The sequence below is a fragment of the Cognaticolwellia aestuarii genome (genome assembly GCF_002000025.1).
Classification (GTDB): Bacteria; Pseudomonadota; Gammaproteobacteria; order Enterobacterales; family Alteromonadaceae; genus Cognaticolwellia; species Cognaticolwellia aestuarii.
Genome location: NZ_MUZV01000001.1, coordinates 266,570 through 288,871, shown reverse-complemented (window position 1 = coordinate 288,871; position 22,302 = coordinate 266,570). Strand labels below are relative to the sequence as shown.

Annotated in this window: 21 protein-coding genes; 18 read left to right on the top strand and 3 right to left on the bottom strand. The window is 39.0% G+C overall.

Annotated elements, in window-relative coordinates:
• The first annotated feature begins 128 nt into the window (after window positions 1-128).
• Window positions 129-1,538: a M20/M25/M40 family metallo-hydrolase gene (locus B0169_RS01275; protein ID WP_077283932.1), complete on the top strand. Its 1,410-nt coding sequence runs from the start codon at window positions 129-131 to the stop codon at window positions 1,536-1,538.
• A 138-nt stretch (window positions 1,539-1,676) separates the two neighbouring features.
• Here B0169_RS01275 and B0169_RS01270 read toward each other — a convergent pair whose 3' ends face one another.
• Both B0169_RS01270 and B0169_RS01265 read right to left on the bottom strand, forming a co-directional pair.
• Window positions 1,677-2,846 carry an HD-GYP domain-containing protein gene (locus B0169_RS01270; protein WP_077283930.1) on the bottom strand — a complete coding sequence of 390 codons (1,170 nt, stop codon included), beginning with the start codon at window positions 2,844-2,846 and terminating at the stop codon, window positions 1,677-1,679.
• Between the two features lie 117 nt (window positions 2,847-2,963).
• Window positions 2,964-3,986, bottom strand: a complete 1,023-nt coding sequence (locus B0169_RS01265) for a DUF484 family protein (protein WP_077283928.1) — start codon at window positions 3,984-3,986, stop codon at window positions 2,964-2,966.
• Window positions 3,987-4,255: 269 nt separating this feature from the next.
• Here B0169_RS01265 and B0169_RS01260 point away from each other — a divergent pair, with 269 nt between their 5' ends.
• From B0169_RS01260 to rplI, 9 genes are all read left to right on the top strand, one after another.
• The gene (locus B0169_RS01260) at window positions 4,256-4,873 is read left to right on the top strand and encodes a tetratricopeptide repeat protein (RefSeq protein WP_143323429.1); all 618 of its coding nucleotides are present in this window, start codon (window positions 4,256-4,258) and stop codon (window positions 4,871-4,873) included.
• A 135-nt stretch (window positions 4,874-5,008) separates the two neighbouring features.
• Complete coding sequence (gene rnr / locus B0169_RS01255) at window positions 5,009-7,453, top strand: ribonuclease R (RefSeq protein ID WP_077283924.1); 2,445 nt, start codon at window positions 5,009-5,011, stop codon at window positions 7,451-7,453.
• Between the two features lie 109 nt (window positions 7,454-7,562).
• A complete protein-coding gene (gene rlmB, locus B0169_RS01250) occupies window positions 7,563-8,321 on the top strand; it encodes a 23S rRNA (guanosine(2251)-2'-O)-methyltransferase RlmB (protein ID WP_077283922.1) in 759 nt (252 codons plus the stop codon).
• A 156-nt stretch (window positions 8,322-8,477) separates the two neighbouring features.
• Window positions 8,478-9,341 carry a universal stress protein gene (locus B0169_RS01245; protein WP_077283920.1) on the top strand — a complete coding sequence of 288 codons (864 nt, stop codon included), beginning with the start codon at window positions 8,478-8,480 and terminating at the stop codon, window positions 9,339-9,341.
• Window positions 9,342-9,732: 391 nt separating this feature from the next.
• Window positions 9,733-11,028 (top strand): DUF945 family protein, encoded by a 1,296-nt coding sequence (locus B0169_RS01240; protein WP_158077030.1) that lies wholly within the window; start codon window positions 9,733-9,735, stop codon window positions 11,026-11,028.
• 513 nt (window positions 11,029-11,541) lie between these two features.
• A complete protein-coding gene (gene rpsF, locus B0169_RS01235) occupies window positions 11,542-11,988 on the top strand; it encodes a 30S ribosomal protein S6 (RefSeq protein WP_077283916.1) in 447 nt (148 codons plus the stop codon).
• 23 nt (window positions 11,989-12,011) lie between these two features.
• Window positions 12,012-12,326: a primosomal replication protein N gene (priB, locus tag B0169_RS01230; RefSeq protein WP_077283914.1), complete on the top strand. Its 315-nt coding sequence runs from the start codon at window positions 12,012-12,014 to the stop codon at window positions 12,324-12,326.
• Window positions 12,327-12,391: 65 nt separating this feature from the next.
• Window positions 12,392-12,619 carry a 30S ribosomal protein S18 gene (gene rpsR, locus B0169_RS01225; RefSeq protein ID WP_077283912.1) on the top strand — a complete coding sequence of 76 codons (228 nt, stop codon included), beginning with the start codon at window positions 12,392-12,394 and terminating at the stop codon, window positions 12,617-12,619.
• Between the two features lie 20 nt (window positions 12,620-12,639).
• The gene (gene rplI, locus B0169_RS01220; RefSeq protein ID WP_077283909.1) at window positions 12,640-13,092 is read left to right on the top strand and encodes a 50S ribosomal protein L9; all 453 of its coding nucleotides are present in this window, start codon (window positions 12,640-12,642) and stop codon (window positions 13,090-13,092) included.
• Window positions 13,093-13,197: 105 nt separating this feature from the next.
• On the opposite strand, the gene B0169_RS01215 is transcribed toward rplI, so the two are convergent.
• Window positions 13,198-14,157: a 1-aminocyclopropane-1-carboxylate deaminase/D-cysteine desulfhydrase gene (locus B0169_RS01215; protein ID WP_077283907.1), complete on the bottom strand. Its 960-nt coding sequence runs from the start codon at window positions 14,155-14,157 to the stop codon at window positions 13,198-13,200.
• Window positions 14,158-14,274: 117 nt separating this feature from the next.
• Between B0169_RS01215 and B0169_RS01210 the strand changes: the two genes are divergently transcribed.
• From B0169_RS01210 to B0169_RS01175, 8 genes are read left to right on the top strand one after another with little or no spacing between them, the layout of a single operon-like run.
• Complete coding sequence (locus tag B0169_RS01210; protein WP_077283905.1) at window positions 14,275-15,174, top strand: hypothetical protein; 900 nt, start codon at window positions 14,275-14,277, stop codon at window positions 15,172-15,174.
• On the top strand, window positions 15,175-15,771 hold the full coding sequence (locus B0169_RS01205; protein ID WP_077283903.1) for a PilN domain-containing protein: 597 nt from the start codon (window positions 15,175-15,177) through the stop codon (window positions 15,769-15,771).
• A 4-nt stretch (window positions 15,772-15,775) separates the two neighbouring features.
• Window positions 15,776-16,480, top strand: coding sequence for a hypothetical protein (locus B0169_RS01200; protein WP_077283901.1), 705 nt, complete (start codon window positions 15,776-15,778; stop codon window positions 16,478-16,480).
• The gene (locus tag B0169_RS01195; RefSeq protein ID WP_077283899.1) at window positions 16,473-16,790 is read left to right on the top strand and encodes a hypothetical protein; all 318 of its coding nucleotides are present in this window, start codon (window positions 16,473-16,475) and stop codon (window positions 16,788-16,790) included. Before B0169_RS01200 ends, B0169_RS01195 begins: the two co-directional genes overlap by 8 nt.
• Entirely contained in the window at window positions 16,787-18,484 is a 1,698-nt protein-coding gene (gene mshL, locus B0169_RS01190) for a pilus (MSHA type) biogenesis protein MshL (RefSeq protein WP_077283897.1), read from the top strand. Before B0169_RS01195 ends, mshL begins: the two co-directional genes overlap by 4 nt.
• Before the next feature lie 11 nt (window positions 18,485-18,495).
• Window positions 18,496-19,404 carry an ExeA family protein gene (locus tag B0169_RS01185; protein ID WP_077283895.1) on the top strand — a complete coding sequence of 303 codons (909 nt, stop codon included), beginning with the start codon at window positions 18,496-18,498 and terminating at the stop codon, window positions 19,402-19,404.
• Complete coding sequence (locus B0169_RS01180) at window positions 19,401-20,582, top strand: tetratricopeptide repeat protein (RefSeq protein WP_077283893.1); 1,182 nt, start codon at window positions 19,401-19,403, stop codon at window positions 20,580-20,582. The genes B0169_RS01185 and B0169_RS01180 overlap by 4 nt, the downstream gene beginning before the upstream one ends.
• 1 nt (window position 20,583) lies before the next feature.
• Complete coding sequence (locus B0169_RS01175) at window positions 20,584-22,299, top strand: GspE/PulE family protein (RefSeq protein WP_077283891.1); 1,716 nt, start codon at window positions 20,584-20,586, stop codon at window positions 22,297-22,299.
• Window positions 22,300-22,302: the final 3 nt, after the last annotated feature.

The following is a 22,302-nucleotide window of genomic DNA, read 5'->3' as shown; positions in this document are numbered from 1 at the left end:
TATCTGGGCTGCCAGTGGCTTTTGCTGTCACTGAAAAAATCAGCTACTGATTGCAAGTTAATCCGCTTTTATAGATACTTACCTGTAATTATTCAGTAAATAATTAATAAATAGCCTTAAGGTAAACTATGAAGCCAAAAATGAAAATTATTGCTAGCACTTGCGTAGCTGTATGTATGAGTATTGGAAGTTTTTTTGTGGCTGCACAACAATTGAATGTTGAGCAGCAAGCGCAACTAAATGAATTAAAAGCTACTGCACTGAAATCCGATTTGTCTTATCAATTGATTGAATCTCTCACCACTGAAGTAGGTCATCGTTTAATGGGCTCTGATGGTGATAAAAAGTCGATTGTTTGGGCTGTTGATAAAATGAAAGCCTTAGGCTTTGATAAAGTGTGGACCGAGGAAGTTGCCGGTAGCTATTGGTTACGTGGCGAAGCAAAAGCACGCATTATTGCGCCTTATCCGCATGATGTTGTGGTGTTAGCCTTAGGTGGTAGTATTGGTACTGAAAAAGCAGGTCTTACAGCAAATGTTGCACACTTTGAAACCTTTGCTGATTTAAAGGCGGCAAAAGATAATAGTTTGAATGGTAAAATTGCTTTTGTTTCTTATCAAATGGAACGTCATATTGATGGTAAAGGCTATGGACCTGCTGTTGGTACTCGAGTTAATGGTGCTGTTGTTGCCGCGCAAAAAGGCGCGTCTGCACTGGTAATGCGCTCGGTCGGTACAGATAATAATCGTACTGCTCATACCGGCGTGATGCGTTATGATGACAATGTAAAAAAAATTCCTGCTGCGACATTATCTAATCCAGATGCTGATTTATTAGTCAATCAGTTAAAGCGTGGTGGAGAGGTGAGTATGTACCTACAAATGTCTGCTAAAACAGACACTGAAGTCGTTGCAACATCAGCAAATGTTATTGGTGAATTTACCGGTAGTGAGTTCCCTGAAGAAATTGTCGCTTTAGGTGCTCACCTAGATAGTTGGGATGTTGGTACTGGGGCACTAGATGATGGCTTAGGTATCGGTATGGTTATGGCGGCAGCGCATCATATTGGTCAATTGCCTGAACGACCAAAGCGCACCATTCGAGTGATATTATTTGCAGCAGAAGAAGTTGGCTTATTAGGCGCGAAGCAGTATGTAAAAGTACATAAAGATAATATGGCGGCACATGTTATTGGTGCAGAATGGGATTTTGGCATTGGTCGTATTTATAAAATGACTCCAGGTGTTGGCGCACAGTCGTTAAACGCGGTGCGAGAATTAGCGCAATACTTAGCTCCTTTAGGAGTTGCACTTTCGCCAGATAACAATGCTAAAGGACAATCTGATATGAGTGCGTTGAGCGCTGAAGGCATGCCAAGTATTAAGTTTTCACCTGACGGTGCTAATTATTTTGATTACCATCACACTGAAAATGATACTTTGGACAAAGTTGAGCCAGAAGCATTAAAGGTAAATACCGCTATTTATGCTATGTATGCTTACTTTGCAGCACAAGCTCAGGTTGACTTTAGAAAGTAGTAAAGATTATCGTGTGTTGATCTTTCTCTGGAAAAATAACTTAGAAAGATCAACCGGTGCTAAACTGATTAAATTTAAATGTGCGCATGGATGTTAGATAATTTAGTTATCTCATTTCATAAAATAATGCACTAGTGATCAGCCTTCTAACAGAAGAAACTCGATAATTCGATTCATATCCAAATTAAATTCTTTCGCTTTAACGCCTCGTAAAATGAAATCTGCCTCTTTAGCTAAATCAAGGTCTTTTGCCATAATATATCGCTGCTTCTCAATATTATAAAAACAGCGCACCTTTGGGTTAATAGGATCATCCTGATTGCGGCTCTCAACAATGGCTAAATGATGAGAATTCAGCTCAACTAATGTGCCAACAGGATAAACCCCTAAGCACTTGATAAACAAATCAACTAGCCTCGGCATAAGTTTACCTTGAAAAGCTAGGTCTCTTAATATGCTAAACGCCTTAATATGACTGTAGCTATTTCTATAACAGCGATCTGCGGTTAGAGCGTCAAAAACATCACAAATTGCGATCATGGCACCATAATTAGAGATGTCAGCTTGTTTTAGCTTTAGTGGATAGCCAGAACCATCTAAGCGCTCGTGATGCAAAGCCGCAACTTCCAAGCTCAACGGTGAAATTTTGGGTGTGGCTTTAATGATATTAATGGCATGATTAACATGCTGTTGAATAAGTCGATATTCTTCTTTCGTTAGCTTACCTGGCTTATTTAAGATTTGATCGGGTATTTTTATTTTACCAACATCATGTAAAAAAGCACCAATAGCAAGTTGCTGAATGATTTTGCGATCCATTTTTAAAAATCGCGCAAAAACCGTCATTAATACCGAAACAGAAACCGAGTGCTCTAGTAAATATTCATTTTTATTGCGTATGTTAATAACGCAAATTAATGCGTCAGGATTTTTAAATATTGCCGAGATAGTTTGTTTTGTCGCTTCAATGACTGGGCCTATATTTATTGTCCGACCTTGCTTTACATCGAGAAATACTTGTTGTTGAAGTTTTTTTGCTTCATTAAAAAGCTTTTTCGCTTTGCTAACCTCAAGGATCACTGGTCCCGGTTGTTTATACAAATCAGGAATGGCAACGCTCAGTGCATCATCAATGGTTTTAGTTGTGTCAATTAAGAGTGACACAACTCCTTTAGCTTTTAGATTATTAATAACGACGTCATTTTTAATATGGCCAGCACGAGTTAAGTTATAAGTCCCGTGTTGTTCGACGATATCGACAACAAAGTGACCTTTTTTTAAGTCGTTAATACTGATTTTTATGATCATAATACGCGTAAATAGACACCGTTAATTGTCGCTATTAGTAAGAGGCTTGATGTTTTAGCCTTTATGTAAGCTAAGTGCTTATAATCAAATATAGTTTATTTTGACTGGAAAAATATTTTATAGTTTAAATACCATGCCATTGTCCGCTTTTTTATTAGCATACAAACGCTTATCAGCAGATCTTAATAACTCATCCATGGTCTGTTTACCGTCGCTTTCTGCTGCACCACAGCTAATACTGACGGGTAAAAACATATGTTGATATGGCATAGGGTTGTTAATAAAGAATTGGCATAAACGATCACTGGCTTGTTCCGCCTCAGGTAGCGTTTGACTCGCAAGCACCACAACGAATTCGTCGCCAGCATAGCGAAAACATTTATCGTTTTCCCGGACTAAGTTTTGCAATTGATTCGCCACATAAGTAAGTACTTTGTCTCCACAGTCATGACCATAAGTATCATTAATTGCTTTGAATTTATTGCAATCGATAAATAGTACTGAGAAGGGCACCCCATAACGGCGCTGGCGGATCAATTCCTCAGTTAAGCAAACTTCCATTAATCGCCGATTAGCTACGCCGGTTAAGCGATCATAATGTGCCATATATTGAAGCTGTTCTCGGATCAGTACATTGGATAAACAAAGGCTAACTTTGACGGCTAGCTGTTCTAAATGAAAGGTGCCGAGTTTGTCATGAAAACGAGCAGGAGCTTGGTCAGTAAATAATAAACTGCCAAATAGTTTCCCCTCCAAAGACAGTGGTGTTAAAGCTACCGATTTAGCACCAGTTAATAATACAGGCGGTATAATATTATTTAATTGTTCAAGCTGATTGGTTAGTAAGGGTTTTTTATTTGCATGTAACAGTGTTAATTTTTCTACAGAAATTTGTTTAGTATTTTTTTGATGCCAATGAGATTGCAAGTTACCATTGATCAAATAACTTAACGGTGTTGGCTCGGCTAGTAATAGTGAAATGCTGGATAATTGAAATTTTACTTTAATTAAATCCAGTAAACGTTGCAGTAGCTCTTCGCTTGATTGGCAAGCTAATATTTCAGTTTCAATTTCGAATAGTTTACGCGCAATATCTTCGTTTGCTTTTGAATTTTCAATTAACTGCTGAATATGCGACATTTAACACGCCTTAATGCTCAAATCTTCAACATTGTTATATTTTATTCTTGAGAGTGCAAGTGATATGTTCAAGCGATTTTCATTATGAAATTTTTAATTAAACGCCAAGCCATTTAACTACCTTATATGTTTGGTATCATATTTGCTTGGCATCAAGAGTTAAGTCTTAAAGCGGGTTATGCCAATAAATTAACGTTAAAGTTATTGTCTTAACCTGACGATATAGTCTTTAGCCATATTAGAATTTCATTCAAATGCAAAGAGGCATTATGCAACGTATATTTATCACCATTCTATTTACAATTATTCATGTTGTTAGCGTGTCAGCTGCAGAACTGACTGCGGTGCAAATCTATAGTGATAACGTATTACTTGATCTCATTAAAGAAAATAAACACCTAAGCCAAGTCGTGATTGATGATTGCCAGTTAGTTCAAGATATCGAAGCTCGCGCTGTTAAATCGCAAATGCCGTCGTATCAGTTTTTGTGGGGAGATATGCTCGCTTACGGCGTTTGTGTAAAAAAAGATGTGCCTTTGGGGTTACACTACATGCAAGCTTCTGCCGACCAAGGCTTACCTGAAGCGTTAGAGCAATTGGGGCGCTATTACCATGTTGGTAAATTTGTACAAGTGGATGTTGCTCAAGCCATTCTTTTTTTGAAAGAAGCCGCGGCACTAAATAACTTAAAAGCACAGCTAAGGTTAGCTAATATTTATCTATCAGGTGATGGCAGCCCATTAGATCTTCCACAATTATATGCACAGTTGCATCAATCAGTGACTGATGATAAAAAAGTCCATAAAAACATAACTGCAAAGCTAACTCAGCTGGCAGAAAGAATGCCTGAGCGGGTGGTTAATGCCGCTAAAAGCGGAAAGTATTAGCCAGCTAAAGTGTTTAGTTTATAATCAGAAATGGCTAACATCGCGTGTAAATTACTTTGCCGATTGCATTTTTAAGTAGGTTGGGTATAGCGATGATCTAAGATATACTAAACAAAAAACTAATATAGAATAAAAGTGACCGAAAAAGACCCACACCAACAGCGAGAAGCTGACAAATACGAAAAACCTGTAGCGAGCCGTGAATTGCTATTGTCGTTGATCGAAAAATCAAACATCCCACCAACGTTCAAGTCGATTGTTAAGCAATTACAATATACCGATGAAGACATGCTGGTAGGTTTAAAACACCGTTTACGTGCTATGGAAAATAGTGGTCAAATTGTTTTTAATAAGTTTAAACAATATGCCATTGCCAAGCGTAGTGATGTTTTAACCGGTAAAGTGATTGGTCATAGAGATGGTTTTGGTTTTTTTGCTCCTGATAATGGTGATAAAGACTTTTATATTTCTTCGTACGAAATGAAACGGGTAATTCATGGTGATATTGTTGAAGCCATACTCATCGATCGTACTGACCGTAAAGGTCGTAAAGAAGTTAAAATTTTGGATGTGGTAGAGCCGCGCAAAGCCGGTGTAGTTGGTCGCTTTTATGTTGACCACCATATTGCCTGTGTTGTGCCAGATGATGCTCGAATTCAGCAAGATATCCTTATTCAGCCGGATAAAAAGTTAGGCGCCCGTCATGGTCAAGTTGTGGTGGTTAATGTTATTCAAAGACCGACAAAACGTTCAAATGCAGTAGGCGAAGTTATCGAAGTGCTGGGTGAGCATATGGCCCCGGGCATGGAAATTGAAATAGCGCTACGCGAGCATGATCTTCCGTACCAGTTTTCTCCTGAGGTGATTGCCGAAGTCAGTGGTATTGCTGATGAAGTTGAAGAGTCAGCTAAAGCGCCAAGAATCGATCTACGAGATTTACCTTTGGTCACTATTGATGGTGAAGATGCTCGAGACTTTGATGATGCGGTCTATTGCCGACCTAACCCTACTGGTGGCTGGACATTATGGGTAGCTATCGCAGATGTGAGTTATTATGTTCGTAACCAAACTGCATTAGATGAAGAAGCGATTGCTCGTGGCAATTCGGTTTATTTTCCTAGCCAAGTTATTCCAATGTTACCGGAAAAACTCTCTAACGGGCTTTGTTCTTTAAACCCTGATGTTGATCGTCTTTGTATGGTTTGTGAAATGACGATTAGTTCCTTAGGTGAGTTATCTGAATCTAAGTTTTACCCAGCAGTGATGCGCTCGAAAGCACGCTTTACCTATAGCAAGGTGGCGACTATTTTAGGGGTAAACCCAGAGCAAAAAGATGAAGACTACCGTACAGAGTTGCGTACACAATACCAAGCCTTAGTACCCGATTTAGAAAACCTGAATAAAATGTATCAGGTGCTAACAGCGGCTCGTACTAAACGTGGTGCTATTGCTTTTGAAACGACAGAATCACAATTTCTATTTAATAGTAACCGAAAAATAGAATCTATTGTTGCTATGGTACGTAACGATGCGCATAAAATCATTGAAGAATGTATGATTTTAGCTAACGTAGCTACTGCTGAGTTTATTGAAAAACATAAAAAACCTGGTCTGTTTCGTGTGCACGATAAACCGAGTGAAGATAAATATAATAACTTTATCAGCTATGTTAATGAGCTCGGACTTGATTTAGCCTCAATGGGTGAGCGTAAGGCACAGCCCGAGCCGAAAGATTATTGTCATATTTTAGAAAAAATAGTCGGACGCCCTGATCATGAGCTGATCCAAACTATGCTGTTACGTTCAATGCGACAAGCAGTGTATCAGAGTGACAATATTGGTCATTTTGGTTTAGCGTTACCGTCATATAGTCATTTTACTTCGCCGATACGCCGTTATCCTGATTTAGTGGTTCATCGTGTTATCAAAGCTATTTTAGATGAACAGGCACAAAATGAAGCTAATGCCGGTGGTTACTCCTATACACCTGAAGCCGTAATCGAACTAGGCGAGCATTGCTCTATGACCGAACGCCGTGCTGATGATGCCACGCGCGATGTTGCTGATTGGTTAAAATGTGAATATATGCAAGATCATATCGGCGCGACTTTTACCGGTGTGATCTCAACAGTAACTAATTTTGGTTTATTTGTTCGTTTAGCTGACTTACATATTGAAGGCTTAGTTCATATTACCTCTTTAGGGCATGACTATTATCACTTTGATGATGTCCGTATGTGTTTATCTGGTGAAAATACTGGTGCCAAGTATCGCATTGGCGATACTGTTGAAGTACAAGTTGCGGCCGTTAACCTTGATGAGAAAAAAATTGATTTATCATTGGCTGGTGAAAATGCCGTATTAAAGCGAGCGAAACCACTAAAAAAAGGTAAAAGTTCAGACAAACATAAACGTGGCAAAAGTGCGGACAGCAAACCAGCATTGACCGGTGATAAAGCAAAAAAAACCAAAAAAACGGCTAAAACAGGTACCAAAGCAAGTACCAAAACAACCACTAAAGCGAGTAAGCGTAAGGCGAGAAAAAAGCGCCCAGGTAAAAATGCCCGCAAAGCGACTTAGTTAGCAATAAAGTCAGCAACCAAAGTACAGCCAGCAGTATATTTTGATAGCGAGTATGTAAGCCCTAAATACTTGCTATCAACCAATTGATTTAATAGAGAAAGAATTTATGGCAAAGCAAGAAGAGTTAGTTTTTGGCATTCATGCGGTAAAAGCCCTGATTGAAAACGCACCGGAAAGGTTCATTGAATTATGGCTATTAAAAGGTCGTGAAGATGATCGTTTAATGCCGATTATCAATTTAGCTCAAAAGTATGGTATTCCAGTCCAGATGGCAAATCGTAAAGTATTGGACGACAAAACTGATGGTGAACAGCATCAAGGCGTTGTTGCACGTGTTAAACCAGGAAAAACCTATACAGAGGCGGATCTCGATAGCATTCTTGCAGCAGGTGAAAGTAAAGGACAAGCCCCATTTTTATTAATTTTAGATGGTGTCACAGACCCTCATAATTTAGGTGCTTGCTTACGAAATGCCGATGCGGCAGGAGTACAGGCTATCATTGTACCTAAAGATAATGCTGCTCGTTTGACAGCAACCGTAAGAAAAGTCGCTGTTGGTGCGGCAGAAAGCGTTCCTTTAGTGCAAGTAACTAACTTGTCGAGAACCATGAAAGCCCTGCAGCAAATGGGGGTATGGATTATTGGCACTGCAGGTGAAACAGATAACTGTTTATACGGTGAGAAACTCTCAGGCCCTATGGCATTAGTGATGGGCGCTGAAGGTAAGGGCATGCGTCGCTTGACTCGTGAAAACTGTGATCAGTTAGTTAAGTTGCCTATGGCTGGTAGTGTTTCTAGTTTAAATGTTTCTGTAGCAACGGGTATATGTTTGTTTGAAATAGTTCGCCAAAGGCTTAATAGCTAGTTTAATCGGTGAGCTTATCTCGACAAGATAAATTGTTTTTATGCGCAATATCAAAGTCGTACGTGTTACTTTTTGCTAAAGTTATGATGATATTACTTTGCTCCATGAGCTATTAATTACATTTATGGGTATTACGCCACAACATAAGGGAATTTTATGAGTAAGATACTTGTTATTGCAGACATGTTAACGCAAGAGCCATTAGCTATTAAACGAGCCAGCCAATTGGCAAATGCTTATCAATCAACATTGCATATTGTTTATTTTTGTAATGAAGATGTTATAGGTGCTGTCGATAATATTGAGCAAATTAAAGATGATGTGTTAGCTAAAATGTCTGAAAAATCAGCTCAACAGCTATCGGCTATTATTCCCGTAAGTGAAACCTATAGCTATGAAGTTGTTTGGGCATCTCGTATTCATAAATGGGTAGCTAACTATGTTGCAGAAGAACAGCCAAAGTTGGTATTTAAAACGGGTAATCGCTCAGAGTCGCTATTTTATACGTCAACAGACTTATACTTATTGAGAGAATGCCAAGTACCTGTATTAATTTCTGCCCCCGAGAAGTGGCGTAAATCATCAAATATTCTTGCTGCAATTGACCTAAGTACTACGAAAAAAGTTAAGCAGGAATTAAATACCAAAATTTTACAGCAGGCTAGAATTTTAGCCGATGGGTTTAATACAGAACTACATGTCTGTTATACCGTTGCTACTTCAACGCTACTTAAAGATTTAGGTATGCAATACCCTGATGAAATGGAAAGGCATGCACAGAGCGAATTAGACGAAAAAATTAAAGCAATATGCTCGCAATATAATATTGAACCCCGCAATTTTCATATTAAAGCAGGTGAGCCAGGAAAAGTAATTACTAGCATTGCTGCACAGTCTGAGGTCGGCGTTGTTGTTATTGGTATGATTGGACGTTCAGGTATCAGTGGCAAGGTTTTTGGTAACACAGCAGAAAAAACGTTATCGTTATTAAAAACAGATGTTTTAGCATTAAATCCATAATCAAAAGCTTTAAAATATGAAAAATAGCGCGCTTATCGGGCTATTTTTTTCATCAAATTTTGTCGCTAAGATTATAGCAACTCTGGATAGTCCCCCCGCACTCCTTAAAGTTTAACATGCTATGACCCAAGTATTTGATTGAAAAAGGCTTGGTCTCTGGTCATAACAACAGTGCAGCATTTAAACTTTTTAAAATTCGTCCTTATAGCATTTTGATAACTTTTATTGGTGCTAATGTCGCTTAAATAGTGCTATTGGAAGACTTCTGTAGACGCAATGATATAACTTTATCAGTAGCAACCTATTAAAACTAAATGCTATCATTATGCTCGCAGAAAATTCTATTTCGTTAGCACGGAAGTCCTATTTAAAGGAATATAAGGGAAGTAAAATGAAGAAATTAGTCGTTGTTATCGGTGTTGTTTGTGCTGGTTTAATTGCACCAAAAGTCATCGGTACGATAGTAGAAAATAAATACGATAGCATTGCCAGTCGTTTTGTTGAGCATCCATCACTTGAGATCACTCAGCGCAGTTTCTCAACAGATTGGTTCTCTGGTCAGTCAATTACTAAAATGAAGTTTAAAGAGCTTTCAGCTGAAGTTGAAGGCTTTGAAATCACCATCAATGAAGAGTTTGCTTTTGGTCCGGTGATTTTTGCAGACAATGATATTCACTTTGCTCTATCCCATTCAAATATTGATTTGGACTTTGAAGTATTAGGTGTCAATGAAACAGAACAAGAAAATATCAATGCTTTTATTACACAGTTAAATGATAAATTGTTAGTTTCATCAACAATTAGTTATGGCTTGAATTACATAACAGCAATAAAAATGGCTGCAACCTCGTTTGAAGAAGATGGCGAGCAGGTTAATTTAGGCGCAATGGATAGTGAGTTTACGGTAACCGATGAAAAATATATTGATGGTTATTTAAATTGGACAGGGCTTGATTTCAAAGGCCCTGAAGCCCATGTGCAAGTGTCAGCATTAGATGTGACTTTTAACCAAGAAATGATTAACGGCGATATATATAGCGCGAATGCACTAGCATTAGGTGACTTTTCTTCGCTGATCAAAAACATTACAGCACAAGATGCTAACGGTGATGAGTTGCTAAATATTGAAAATTTAGTTGTATCAGGCAGTAGTAAGCTTAAAGAAGAGCTAATGAAGGTAACGCTACATTATGGCATCGAGCATTTTGAAGGCTCAGGACAAATACTTGATAAGCTCAATTTAGATGTTTCGTTTGATAAACTTAATCCAGCCGTTTTGCTTGAATTGAATCAATTAGCAGCTAAAATGCAGCAAGAGCCTGAAAACTCAGAGCTGATTAGTCAGCAAATAATGTCGACAGCGGCTCAATTGTTAGCCACAAATCCTGAAATAAAAATTAATGACTTGAGTGCGATGACACCTGATGGTGCAATTAAGTCTGACCTGCAACTTGCTATTGATCACACCTTATACAACCAAGCTAATCCAATGAGTATTATAGCGGCATTGAAGGCGAACTCAAAAGGGGTTGCTCCTGTAGCATTTTTTCAAAAACTAGGTATGGATGATGTGGTTAATATGTATCTAGGGCAAGGTTTTATTGAGAAAAAAGCTGATGAATTATCTTTTTCTGCAACGTTTGAGCAGGGGCAGTTAATGCTTAACGGCCAAATGATCGCCCTTTAGCCCGAGTTGCATTTGTAGAGCCAATTCTTATTTAGTGGTTTTTTGGCTAACCTGGATTCGAGATAACGGATGTCGAAGAAATTAATATAGTGCAATGGTTACAATCACTTTAATTAATTTTATAACCTTTGCCGTATAATTTATTGTCAATGTAATTAGCTTTATGTTTATTGAGGCTGATTAGTCTACCTAATACCGAACGATTAGGTAGACTAATGTATTGTCGATACACGCAGAGAATGGTGGCATTGACGTATTAGCTTACCCTAAACTCAGGCTAGTTAGCCGATTTAACCGAATATCTTCTTGGTTTTTGGTTTTACTTACATATATTCGGTTATACCCAAGTATATGTATCGTGTTTAACTTCTGTGTTGAAGTAAACTAACGCTTGCCTTTATTGTTCATTTTCCCTACACTACGCGTCCTTAATTCAGCCTGAACTTTTTGTTCCTTGCCTCAACTGGTGTTGGCTGAGCCAGACAATGAGGCTACAACCGTAAGGAGCTCGTAATGCGTCATTACGAAATCGTATTTATGGTTCACCCTGATCAGAGTGAACAAGTACCAGCTATGATTCAGCGTTACAGTGACATCGTCACTAATGCTGAAGGCAAAATCCACCGTCTTGAAGACTGGGGCCGTCGCCAATTAGCTTACCCAATCAATAAATTGCACAAAGCACACTATGTTTTAATTAACATTGAAGCGCCTCAAGCAGCTATTGATGAACTAGAAACTTCTTTCCGTTATAACGATGTTGTTATCCGTAACATGATCATGCGCACTAAAGGCGCGGTAACTGAAGCTTCAGCTATGGCTGTTGCTAAAGAAGACCGTCGTGATGAGCGTCGCGAAGTGAAGAAAGAGGTTACTGAAGCACCAGCTACTGAAGCAACGGCTACTGAAGCACCAGCTGCTGAAGCACCAAAAGCAGAAGAAGCTGCGAGCGAAGAATAAGTAACCAGTGACCTGCTCTGTCTATGATGAATAGTCAAGAGAATTGCTTGGTGTTGACCGGACATGTGGTGAAGCCACCTAAAACGTCAACTAGTCCAGCCGGTATTAAGCACTGTCAATTTTCAATGGATCATAAGTCCATACAAAATGAAGCAGGGTTGAATAGACAAGCGTTTGTTCGAATACAGGTTGTAGCAACAGGTAATGTGTCACAACACTTAACTCGTGATTTAATTGAAGGCTGTAATGTCAAAGTGACTGGTTTTATTAATCGTCATGAATCTAGAAACGGTAATCCGCTTTTAGTGTTACATGCCCAACAAATTGAAATGATTTAATTTAGGCCATTTAATTTAACTGATAAATATCAGTGACAATAAATTAGCCAATTTAGGAGAAATCCATGTCTCGTTTTTTTAGACGTCGTAAGTTCTGCCGCTTTTCAGCGGAAGGTGCTGCTGCAATCGATTATAAAGATACAGCTGTACTAAAAAACTATATCACTGAAAGTGGTAAAATTGTTCCTAGCCGTATTACTGGTACAAGCGCTAAATATCAACGTCAACTTGGTCGTGCGATCAAGCGTGCTCGTTACTTAGCATTATTACCATATACTGATTTACATAAGTAACCTAATAAGGGGTTTTGAAAATGGAAGTAATACTTCTTGATAAAATCGCCAAATTAGGCGGCCTTGGTGACAAGGTAACAGTTAAATCTGGTTACGCTCGTAACTTTTTATTACCAAAAGGCAAAGCTGTATTTGCCTCTAAAGCAAACATTGAGCACTTTGAAGCTCGTCGTGCTGATTTAGAGAAAAACTTAGCTGAACAACTTGCTGCTGCACAAGCTCGCGCTGCCAAGTTAACTGAATTAGCCGAAGTTACTATCGCTTCTAAAGCGGGTGATGAAGGTAAATTGTTCGGTTCTATTGGTACTCGTGATATTGCTGATGCAATCACTGAAGCTGGCGTAGAAGTTGTTAAAGCTGAAGTACGTTTACCTTTAGGTAGCATCCGTGAAACAGGTGAATTCGATATCGTAATTCACGTGCACAACGATGTTGATGCAACAGTTAAAGTAGTTGTTATTGCTGAAGCTTAATCGCGAATAGTAATTAACTATTTAAAACCCTGTCTTCAGTAATGAAAACAGGGTTTTTTTATGGCAATAATTCAACCATAACTCAATATGCTTGGCTGGAGGTATTCAACTCGAACTTTGTTGTTTTATAGGTGCTATAGGTAATTCAGGCCAGTCCTGTTTAGCTAGTAACCCTCGATCAAACATCCCTGCTAGACCTTGTAAGCCTCCTGTATGTAAAAGCACAATACGTTGATGTTCAGAAAAATAACCTGCTTGCATGAGATCTAGTAGAGCTAAAATCATTTTTCCTGAATATACTGGCTCAAATCCTACTCCGACGTGCTGGGCAAAACTATGTATTCTCTGTGCATCATCTGGCGTAAATTTAGCGTAGCCGCCGCGATGAAATTGATTCATTATTTGCCAGTTCTGATATGACTTGGCGTGCTCAGGTAATAACTCATTTACGTGTTGCTCAAGGTAATTTTGCTGTTTTAATACTGAAATTCCTAATATTTCGTGCTGAGCTTTGTCACCCAAAATTAAGCCAGCAAGCGTACCGCCACTTCCGACAGGACTCATTATGGTATCAAACTCACATTGATGGTTTAATTCATCGATTACTTCTGCCATACCGGTTAAGGCGAGACTATTACTGCCTCCTTCAGGCACAATAAGGTAGTTGGGGTATTGTTTTTGTAATCGTTGTAAATAGTCGAGATCGTTGCGGAAACGGTAGGTTTTCCTATCAACAAATGAGAGTTGCATGCCCCAATGTTGAGCCCAAGATAAAGTATAATTGTTATGGTTGCTTTGTTCGCCACGAATAATGCCAATAGCTGATAATTGCTGCTGTTTACAAGCAAGCGCACAGGCATGGATATGATTTGAAAAACAGCCACCAAAAGTGATGATCCCGTCAGCGCCAATTGCTTTAGCATGCCTTAAGTTATACTTGAGTTTACGCCATTTATTGCCAGAAATGACTTTGTCAATTTGGTCATCCCGCTTAATTTGCACCGAGATTTTATGCTGTTTAAATATTGGATGATTGATCGTTTGTATAGCAGATATAGGGGACATAATTCTCATAACTTAAAAAAGGCAAATAAATTGAGGTAATTAAAACACTTGCGCGATCAACAGAATCAGCGATAATGGTTTTATGGTGGCATGAAAATAAAAGAATAATATCGCTTAATGTCAATTATTACACGTATCAAAAATATTTTCTCGCAAGCAGAGTCCTCTGATATTGTCGGTGTTGCCCTGCGGCAGCAGTCAATTAGTTATCTGGTCAAAAACGCGACTAAAAATTACTGTAAAACCATAGAGAATGAAGCTCATCCGCTTATTAGTAGTCTCAAGCATATTGTTAGCACTAAGTCGTTAGCAGGTTGTTGCCACCTCGTTTTACCGAATGCCAATTCTCAAATAGTACAGGTTGATAAGCCAAATGTTCCGCACACTGAAATAAATGACGCCTTGAAATGGCAAATAAAAGATCTCGTCAGTATAGCACCCGAAAACATGGTTTTAGATTATTTTGATGGTCCATTATTAGTCGGTGGTCATGAAAAAGTTAATGTTGTTTGTGTTGCCAAAAATGATTTGATTGAACTGGTAACCACATTAACTGTGGATAATTTGCAAGTTGTTAGTATTACCACTGAAGAATTTGCTTTTGCTAGTTTGTTGCCGGTACAAGATGATGCTGTGCTGTTAGTTTGCCAGCAGCCGGGTGAAGAAGTGAACCTATTAATTGTCAAAAATGGTCAGTTATTTTTTAGCCGACGTTTACGTGGCTTTGCCGAGATTGCTAATAAAAGTGAAGATGAACTCAGTATGGGCGTTATCGATTCGCTAAGTTTAGAAATTCAACGCTCGACTGATTATTTCGAACGGCAATTAAAACAAGCACCTGTTAAAGCGGTTGAAGTTTTGATCCCAATGCAAAATGAAGCTTTTTTAGCACGAAAATTGGCGGAAAACACCAACGTAGAGGTGAAGTTGTTTACTATGCCTGAAACATTGGAAAACTACCGAAGTAGCGCGGCAGCGATAGGTGCAACACAGTTAAATTTTATGGAGCCAAACTAGATGGCTAAATATTCGATTAACTTATTGCAAGCTGATTTACTGCCAGCAAAAGCACTGTGGACATTAAACCGTGTTATCGCTGTATGGCTAGCCGCGTTAGTCGTGATGTTAGCGCTGATTTTTATTGCTCAAATGCAGCTAAGTCGTTTAAATGCAGTATTTCAAGCGGAAAGTGCACTTAATAATAGTCTAAATATTCAACAGCAAAGCTTAGAGTCCACTATTAGTGCAAATCGTAAAGATGCCGACTTGTTAGCAAAAATAAATATGGTTAAGTTAGTTATTGCTAACAAACAACATTTACATCAGCAGTTAACTGACCCAACACAGACCTATAGTGCCGGTTTTTCTAGTGCCATGGTTGAGTTAGCTGAATTACATAACAAAAATATTAGTTTACAGAGAGTGAATATTGGCAATGGCAATATGACATTTTCTGGTATAGCGCGTACACCTGATGCAGTGCCGAATTGGTTATCTGGTTTTGAATCATCGACTTTTTTGTCGGGTAAACGCTTTGTTAACTTTTCTTTGACCGAAAATGAAGAGCAATTAACTGAGTTTGTGGTTAGCTCTGCACAAGCTAAAGGGGAGTAGCAATATGACGCAATGGCGTGCTTATAGTGAAAAATTTAGTAATACCACACCGCGAGAACAGTATTTAATTATTGCTAGCGGTTTAGTTGCTATCATCTTTATTTTGTATAGTTTATTTCTGGATGAGCCTTTTCAGCGAATTGGGCAGTTGGATCAACAAATCCTGCAAACTCAACAAAGTAATGAAAATAGCAAGAGATCTATTCAAGTTTTAGAGCAAGCATTACTTAAAGACCCTAACGCTGCTTTAAAAGATGAATTATCACAGTATCAAGTAAGGCTGGGTGAGATAGACCAACAACTTTTAAGCTTAACTTCAGATTTAATTGATCCTATTCAAATGCGTTACGCGCTGATCAAACTTTTAAAACTACAAAAGGGGGTTAAATTACTTTCATTTGAAGTTTTGCCAGCAAGTCCGGTAACGAAATCTAACCTTGAGAATAGTAATAGTTTAGATAACAAAGAAGCGAGCATTGCGAGTGTTGAGCAAACATCAGAAACACAATTACGACTATATCGCCATAGCATTAAAATTAAATTACAAGGACAGTATTTTCAGTTGAAAGATTATTTGACGCAATTAGAGGGGCTATCTTGGAAATTCTTTTGGCAAGAGTTTGATTACAACTTGAAAGCCTACCCTGTTAGTGAGCTTGAGGTAGAGATTTACAGTTTAAGTACTGCACAGGAGTTCATTGGTGTATAAAGTTAGCTTGATATTATTACTGTTATTTTGTTCTGAATATGCAAATGGTCAACAAGTTGATCCAACTAAACCTTTTGGTGCTGTAGCAGCAAGCAATAGTAATGAAAAAAGCACACCGCTAACATTGCAGTCTATTATCCAGCGTGACGGTAACAAAAAGGCCATTATTGATGGCAAAGTGCTCAATGTTGGAGATAAATATAAAGGTTTTCAATTGATAGCCATTAGCTCAAAGGGGGTGGTGCTAGATTCACCACAAGGTAGAATGGAATTATCATTATTTTCCGGTGTTATAGCGAACTCAAAATGAAAAAAATAATTAACCAAAAGAAGCACCAAATTCAATTGTTTTGTTGCACAGCAGTACTTGTGCTTGCCGGCTGTCAATCAGCACCTAAGCCACCTACTGAGGTCAATCAGGCCTTAGATGATGCAATTGCTCAAGCGAGTAAACCAGCCAAACCAAAGCCATTACAAACACTGCCAAGCTCTGTTCGCCAAGAGTTAATGCAAAAAGAAGTGCGACAAGCACGCCATGGTTTGTTAGCTGAAAAACGTTTAGAAATAGCAGCAAGTGGTGTTGCAGCTGAGCAATTTTTTGCCGCAATTGTTGATGATTCATCATACAGTATCGCGGTTCATCCGGAGGTGAGCGGCACGATCACTTTGAATTTAAAAGACGTGACTTTAGATGAGGCGCTTGATGTTATTGAGTCACTTTATGGCTACGATATCCGTCGCCAAGGTCGAGTCATTCAAGTTTATCCTGCCGGCATTCGTACGGAAACAATTCCTCTCAATTATCTTTATGTTAAGCGCAGTGGTATGTCTAGCACCAGCATAAACTCTGGTGGCGTTTCTGAAAATGATCCAAGTAGCAATAATTCTAGTGGAAGTAATAACTCCAATAGCAGTAATAATAATCAGAATAGTAATGGTCAAGGAAGTAATAGTCAGAACGGCAGTAGTGGTATTAACATTTATACTGAAAATGAATCTGACTTCTGGAGCGAATTAAAAGAAACGTTAACGGCATTGGTTGGCGATGAAGGTGGTCGTTCTGTTATCGTTTCACCACAAGCTGGCTTAGTAACTATTCGAGCATTGCCTTCGGAAATTACTGCTGTTAAGAGTTTTCTTGATAGCACTCAAGAGCACTTACGCCGTCAAGTCATTATTGAAGCGAAAATAATGGAAGTCACCCTAAATGATGACTATCAGCAAGGGGTAAAGTGGGATCAAGTACTTGGCCATATTGAAAGCACTGATATTGGCTTTTCAACAACCGGAAATATTGCTGGTAGTACTATTTCATCGGCAATTGGCGGTGTAACAAGCTTAAGTTTTCTAAATAAAGACTTTAGTGGTGTGATTGACTTGTTATCTACCCAAGGTAATGTCCAAGTACTCTCTAGCCCAAGAATTACAGCGACAAATAATCAAAAAGCGATTATTAAAGTGGGTGAAGATGAATATTTTGTCACTGATGTTTCTAGTACAACGACAACAGGTACTTCTACTACTACAACACCTGAAATTGATTTGACGCCTTTTTTCTCGGGTATTGCGCTTGATGTAACACCACAAATAGACGCTGATGGTGAAGTTATTTTACATATTCACCCGTCAGTGACTATTACGGATGAGCAGACTAAAACTATACGATTGAGTAATGAAGATATTATTTTACCGTTAGCACAAAGTAGTGTCCGTGAGTCAGATACTATTATTCGCGCTAAGTCAGGTGAAATAGTTGTTATTGGTGGCTTAATTGAAACCCGTAAAGTTAACCTTGAATCAAAAACACCATTTTTAGGTGATATACCTATTATGGGCGAGCTTTTTAAAAGTAAAAGTGAATCAGTTCAAAAGAAAGAACTGGTTATTTTATTAAAGCCGATCGTTATTGGACAAGATACTTGGAAGAATCAATTACAGGATGCCCGTGCTTTGTTAAAACAATGGTTTCCTGAAGATGCGGACGCAAACGCCGCTGATAATTAAGCTATAACTTTATGTATTTGTATCACTTTGGCTTAAGGGAACTACCGTTTACTTTAACACCGAACACCAACTTCTATCTCGGTTTAGAGCCTCATAATGAGGCACTTGCCGTATTGCTAACGGCATTAAAAACTGGTGAGGGTTTCATTAAAGTCATTGGTGAAGTTGGTACAGGAAAAACCTTACTATGTCGTAAGTTGCTGAATGAAATTCCCGAACATTTTGTTACCGCTTATATTCCTAACCCATATTTAAAGCCTGATGAATTAAGACGCGCGGTTGCTGTTGAACTTGGTGTTAAGCAAGCACAACGTATGTCATTGCAACTTCTAACTCAACGTATCCAACAAAGACTGTTGGAGCTACACAATCAGGGGCACTCTGTGGTGTTGATTTTAGATGAAGCACAAGCATTACCGGCAGAAAGCCTTGAAGCATTGCGACTTTTCACTAACCTTGAAACAGAAACAAGAAAGTTATTACAGGTAGTGTTATTCGCACAACCTGAGTTAGATGAGCGATTAGCCGAAAAAGCTTTTCGACAATTAAAGCAGCGAATCACCTTTTCTTATAAATTGCGAGCCATGACCGCGCTAGAAGTAGAGCATTACATTCAGCATCGTTTAAAGATTGCTGGTTACAAAGGTGCAAATTTATTTAGCCGAGCTATTACGAAAAAAATTGCTAATGTTAGTCAAGGTATTCCACGGCTGGTGAATATTATTTGTCATAAAATGTTGATGCTTGGTTACGGCGAAGGATGTTATCAGCTTACTAAAAAGCACTTATCAAAAGCGATTCAAGATACTGAAGGTATGCAGCATAAAACGCCTTATAAGTTTTATTTAGCAGGCGTATTAATTATTGCGGTTATTCTTAGCTTATATTATTCATGGCATGTTAATGGGATATCACTATGAGCGTCATCAACCAAATGCTAAAAGATTTAGACAAGCGTCAAAGTGAACAAAAAAATAGCGCCCAAGCTGTGGCTCCATTGACCGCAAAATCTTCAACTAGTCGAGTGATATTTATCATTGTGGCTATTATAGTTTTAAATATTCTTGGCATATTTAGCTGGCAACTTTACAGCGAAAATCAACAGTTAAAAGAGCAGGTGCAAACCAATGCTACCGCTATCAATGCTAATAATGATCGCACTGTTAGTGACGTCGTTTTAACGGATGCTAGTGAGATGGTTGATGATAAGCAAAGTGCATATCAAGCGCCTTTTGTTGCAGTTGATGCAGCGTCAGAAAAATCAACAATAGTAACATCGTCAGTAAAACAAGCGGCTAGTGATATTGCTGATGAGCTATCAAAGCAGTCATCAGTTTCAGCAAAAAAGCCCGTTAATAATGATAGCGTTAACATTAATCCCCTAGCAACTAGCCTCTCGAGTAATACAGAGAAAATGTCTGCGCTTGATGCTGAGAACGTTGAAAATACAAGTGATATTACTGGGCGTAAACAAGTGGCTAATGTTGCGAAAGCTACGCCAAGCTTAACAATTTCGCGTACACAGTTGACTCCACAGGCGCTAGCGGCTAATAAAATAACTCAAGCAGAGCAAGCCATTGAGCGTAATGACATACTCAAGGCTGAAGCCTTATTTGAAGAAGTGTTGTTGATCATACCTGAACATGAAACAGCGCGTAAACAGCTGGCAGCACTGTGGTATGGTAAAAAATCATATCAAGATGCAGTGAACCTATTATCACAAGGTATAGCGTTGGCACCTCAGTCAGAAGAAATGCGCCTGATGACGGCACGCATTTATTATGAACAAGGCCAGCCAAGACCAGCCTATAATGTCTTAAGGCCAGTAAATTATAGTTCAAATACAGAATTACAAATACTACTCGCAAATACGGCAGCAGATTTAAACGAGCATGACAATGCCATTGTTGCTTATGAAAAACTTATTGCACTTGAGCCTCATGTTGGGCGATGGTGGTTGGGATCTGCAGTGTCATTAGATAGCCTTGGTAAATTTGTGCTGGCAAGAGATGCCTATAAACAAGCAATAACACGCAATGACTTATCTAATAGTGCGATGCAGTTTGCTCGTCAACGCCTGATAGAGTTAGGAGAATAATATGGCAGCACCTAAATTAAAAATGCGTTTGGGCGACTTGCTTGTTCACGAACATATCATTAGTAATGAACAGTTGATACAAGCGTTAAATAGCCAAAAAACCAGTGGCAGAAAACTCGGTGATGCCTTAATTGAATTAGGTCATATTGGTGAAAAACAGCTGCTAGAGTTTTTAGCGCAACAGCTTGATGTGCCATTTTTAGATATTAGCCAACGAAGAATTCCCCCCGAAGTTGCCTTGTTATTACCAGAAGTGCATGCAAGACGTTTGCGTGCCCTGATTATTGAAGAACAAGGGGATTCTGTCCTCATTGGTATGAGCGACCCAGCGGATTTAAGTGCCCTTGATCAACTTGAACAAATGTTATCGCCAAAGCGTTTAAAACTAGCGGTGATAATGGAATCGCAACTGTTTGACGCTTTCGATAGTTTATATCGCCGTACAGCTGATATTGAATCCTTTGCTAGCCAGCTTGAGGAAGAATATGATCAAGGAAGTAACTTCGATTTATCAAGTACCTTTCTTGAAGAGGGGGGTGACGCAACTGTTGGTAAGCTATTGCAATCGGTTTTTGAGGATGCGGTGCAAATGCGAGCATCCGATGTCCATATTGAGCCAGATGAAAACTCGTTACGTATTCGTCAGCGTATTGATGGCGTGTTGCAAGAAAATATATTAAAAGAGAATAAAATTGCCTCAGCAATGGTGTTGCGTTTAAAGCTGATGGCGGGCTTGGATATTTCTGAAAAGCGCTTACCGCAAGACGGTCGATTTAACCTGCAAATTAAAGGCCATAGCATTGATGTACGTATGTCGACTATGCCAGTACAACATGGTGAATCCGTTGTTATGCGACTACTAGATCAATCTGCTGGGTTATTGTCGCTAGATGAAACAGGCATGCCAGAGCAATTTGTGCAGCGTATCCGCCATCAAATATCACGGCCTCATGGCATGGTGTTGGTTACTGGTCCCACAGGTAGTGGTAAAACAACAACGTTATATGCCGCACTAAGTGAGCTAAACCAAGCGAGTAAAAAAATAATTACGGTTGAAGATCCTGTCGAATATCGCTTACCACGAGTTAATCAGGTGCAGGTGAATAGCAAAATAAACCTGACATTTTCAAGCGTACTGCGCACGGCGCTCCGACAAGACCCTGATATTCTGATGGTGGGTGAGATGCGTGACCAAGAAACGGTTGAAATTGGTCTGCGAGGCGCATTAACTGGTCATTTAGTTTTGTCTACACTACATACGAATGATGCTATCACTAGTGCCCTGCGCTTATTAGATATGGGCGCAGCTGGTTTTTTAGTCGGCAGTTCATTAAGAGCAATTATTGCGCAGCGCTTAGTGCGAAAAATTTGTGAAAATTGTCGACAAGTTCACCAACCCGATCAACAGGAAATGATGTGGCTATCGAATCTTGCGGACAGTGACATCAGTGCTATTACATTTAGTAACGGCAGGGGATGTCAAAGTTGTCACTATACTGGCTATAAAGGTCGGATCGGTGTTTTTGAATTATTAGAAATGAATGAAGCTATGATGTCAGCATTAAAACGTGAAGATACTGAGGCCTTCACACAAGCAGCCAAGCAGCATCCGGAGTTTAGACCATTAGCACTTGCAGCATTTGATTATGCTAAATTAGGTATCACCAGTGTTGAAGAAGTCTTACGTTTAGTTGAAACCGTTGACGTTACAGGATAAGCA

Excerpts from the sequence above, each read along its gene's own strand:
- rpsR (WP_077283912.1), top strand. The coding sequence starts at position 12,392 with ATGTCTCGTTTTTTTAGACGTCGTAAGTTCTGCCGCTTTTCAGCGGAA.
- rpsF (WP_077283916.1), top strand. The coding sequence starts at position 11,542 with ATGCGTCATTACGAAATCGTATTTATGGTTCACCCTGATCAGAGTGAA.
- B0169_RS01185 (WP_077283895.1), top strand. The coding sequence starts at position 18,496 with ATGTATTTGTATCACTTTGGCTTAAGGGAACTACCGTTTACTTTAACA.
- B0169_RS01245 (WP_077283920.1), top strand. The coding sequence starts at position 8,478 with ATGAGTAAGATACTTGTTATTGCAGACATGTTAACGCAAGAGCCATTA.
- B0169_RS01180 (WP_077283893.1), top strand. The coding sequence starts at position 19,401 with ATGAGCGTCATCAACCAAATGCTAAAAGATTTAGACAAGCGTCAAAGT.
- B0169_RS01210 (WP_077283905.1), top strand. The coding sequence starts at position 14,275 with ATGTCAATTATTACACGTATCAAAAATATTTTCTCGCAAGCAGAGTCC.
- B0169_RS01275 (WP_077283932.1), top strand. The coding sequence starts at position 129 with ATGAAGCCAAAAATGAAAATTATTGCTAGCACTTGCGTAGCTGTATGT.
- rplI (WP_077283909.1), top strand. The coding sequence starts at position 12,640 with ATGGAAGTAATACTTCTTGATAAAATCGCCAAATTAGGCGGCCTTGGT.
- B0169_RS01265 (WP_077283928.1), bottom strand. The coding sequence starts at position 3,986 with ATGTCGCATATTCAGCAGTTAATTGAAAATTCAAAAGCAAACGAAGAT.
- B0169_RS01240 (WP_158077030.1), top strand. The coding sequence starts at position 9,733 with ATGAAGAAATTAGTCGTTGTTATCGGTGTTGTTTGTGCTGGTTTAATT.
- priB (WP_077283914.1), top strand. The coding sequence starts at position 12,012 with ATGATGAATAGTCAAGAGAATTGCTTGGTGTTGACCGGACATGTGGTG.
- B0169_RS01200 (WP_077283901.1), top strand. The coding sequence starts at position 15,776 with ATGACGCAATGGCGTGCTTATAGTGAAAAATTTAGTAATACCACACCG.
- B0169_RS01260 (WP_143323429.1), top strand. The coding sequence starts at position 4,256 with ATGCAACGTATATTTATCACCATTCTATTTACAATTATTCATGTTGTT.
- mshL (WP_077283897.1), top strand. The coding sequence starts at position 16,787 with ATGAAAAAAATAATTAACCAAAAGAAGCACCAAATTCAATTGTTTTGT.
- rlmB (WP_077283922.1), top strand. The coding sequence starts at position 7,563 with ATGGCAAAGCAAGAAGAGTTAGTTTTTGGCATTCATGCGGTAAAAGCC.
- B0169_RS01175 (WP_077283891.1), top strand. The coding sequence starts at position 20,584 with ATGGCAGCACCTAAATTAAAAATGCGTTTGGGCGACTTGCTTGTTCAC.
- B0169_RS01270 (WP_077283930.1), bottom strand. The coding sequence starts at position 2,846 with ATGATCATAAAAATCAGTATTAACGACTTAAAAAAAGGTCACTTTGTT.
- B0169_RS01205 (WP_077283903.1), top strand. The coding sequence starts at position 15,175 with ATGGCTAAATATTCGATTAACTTATTGCAAGCTGATTTACTGCCAGCA.
- B0169_RS01215 (WP_077283907.1), bottom strand. The coding sequence starts at position 14,157 with ATGTCCCCTATATCTGCTATACAAACGATCAATCATCCAATATTTAAA.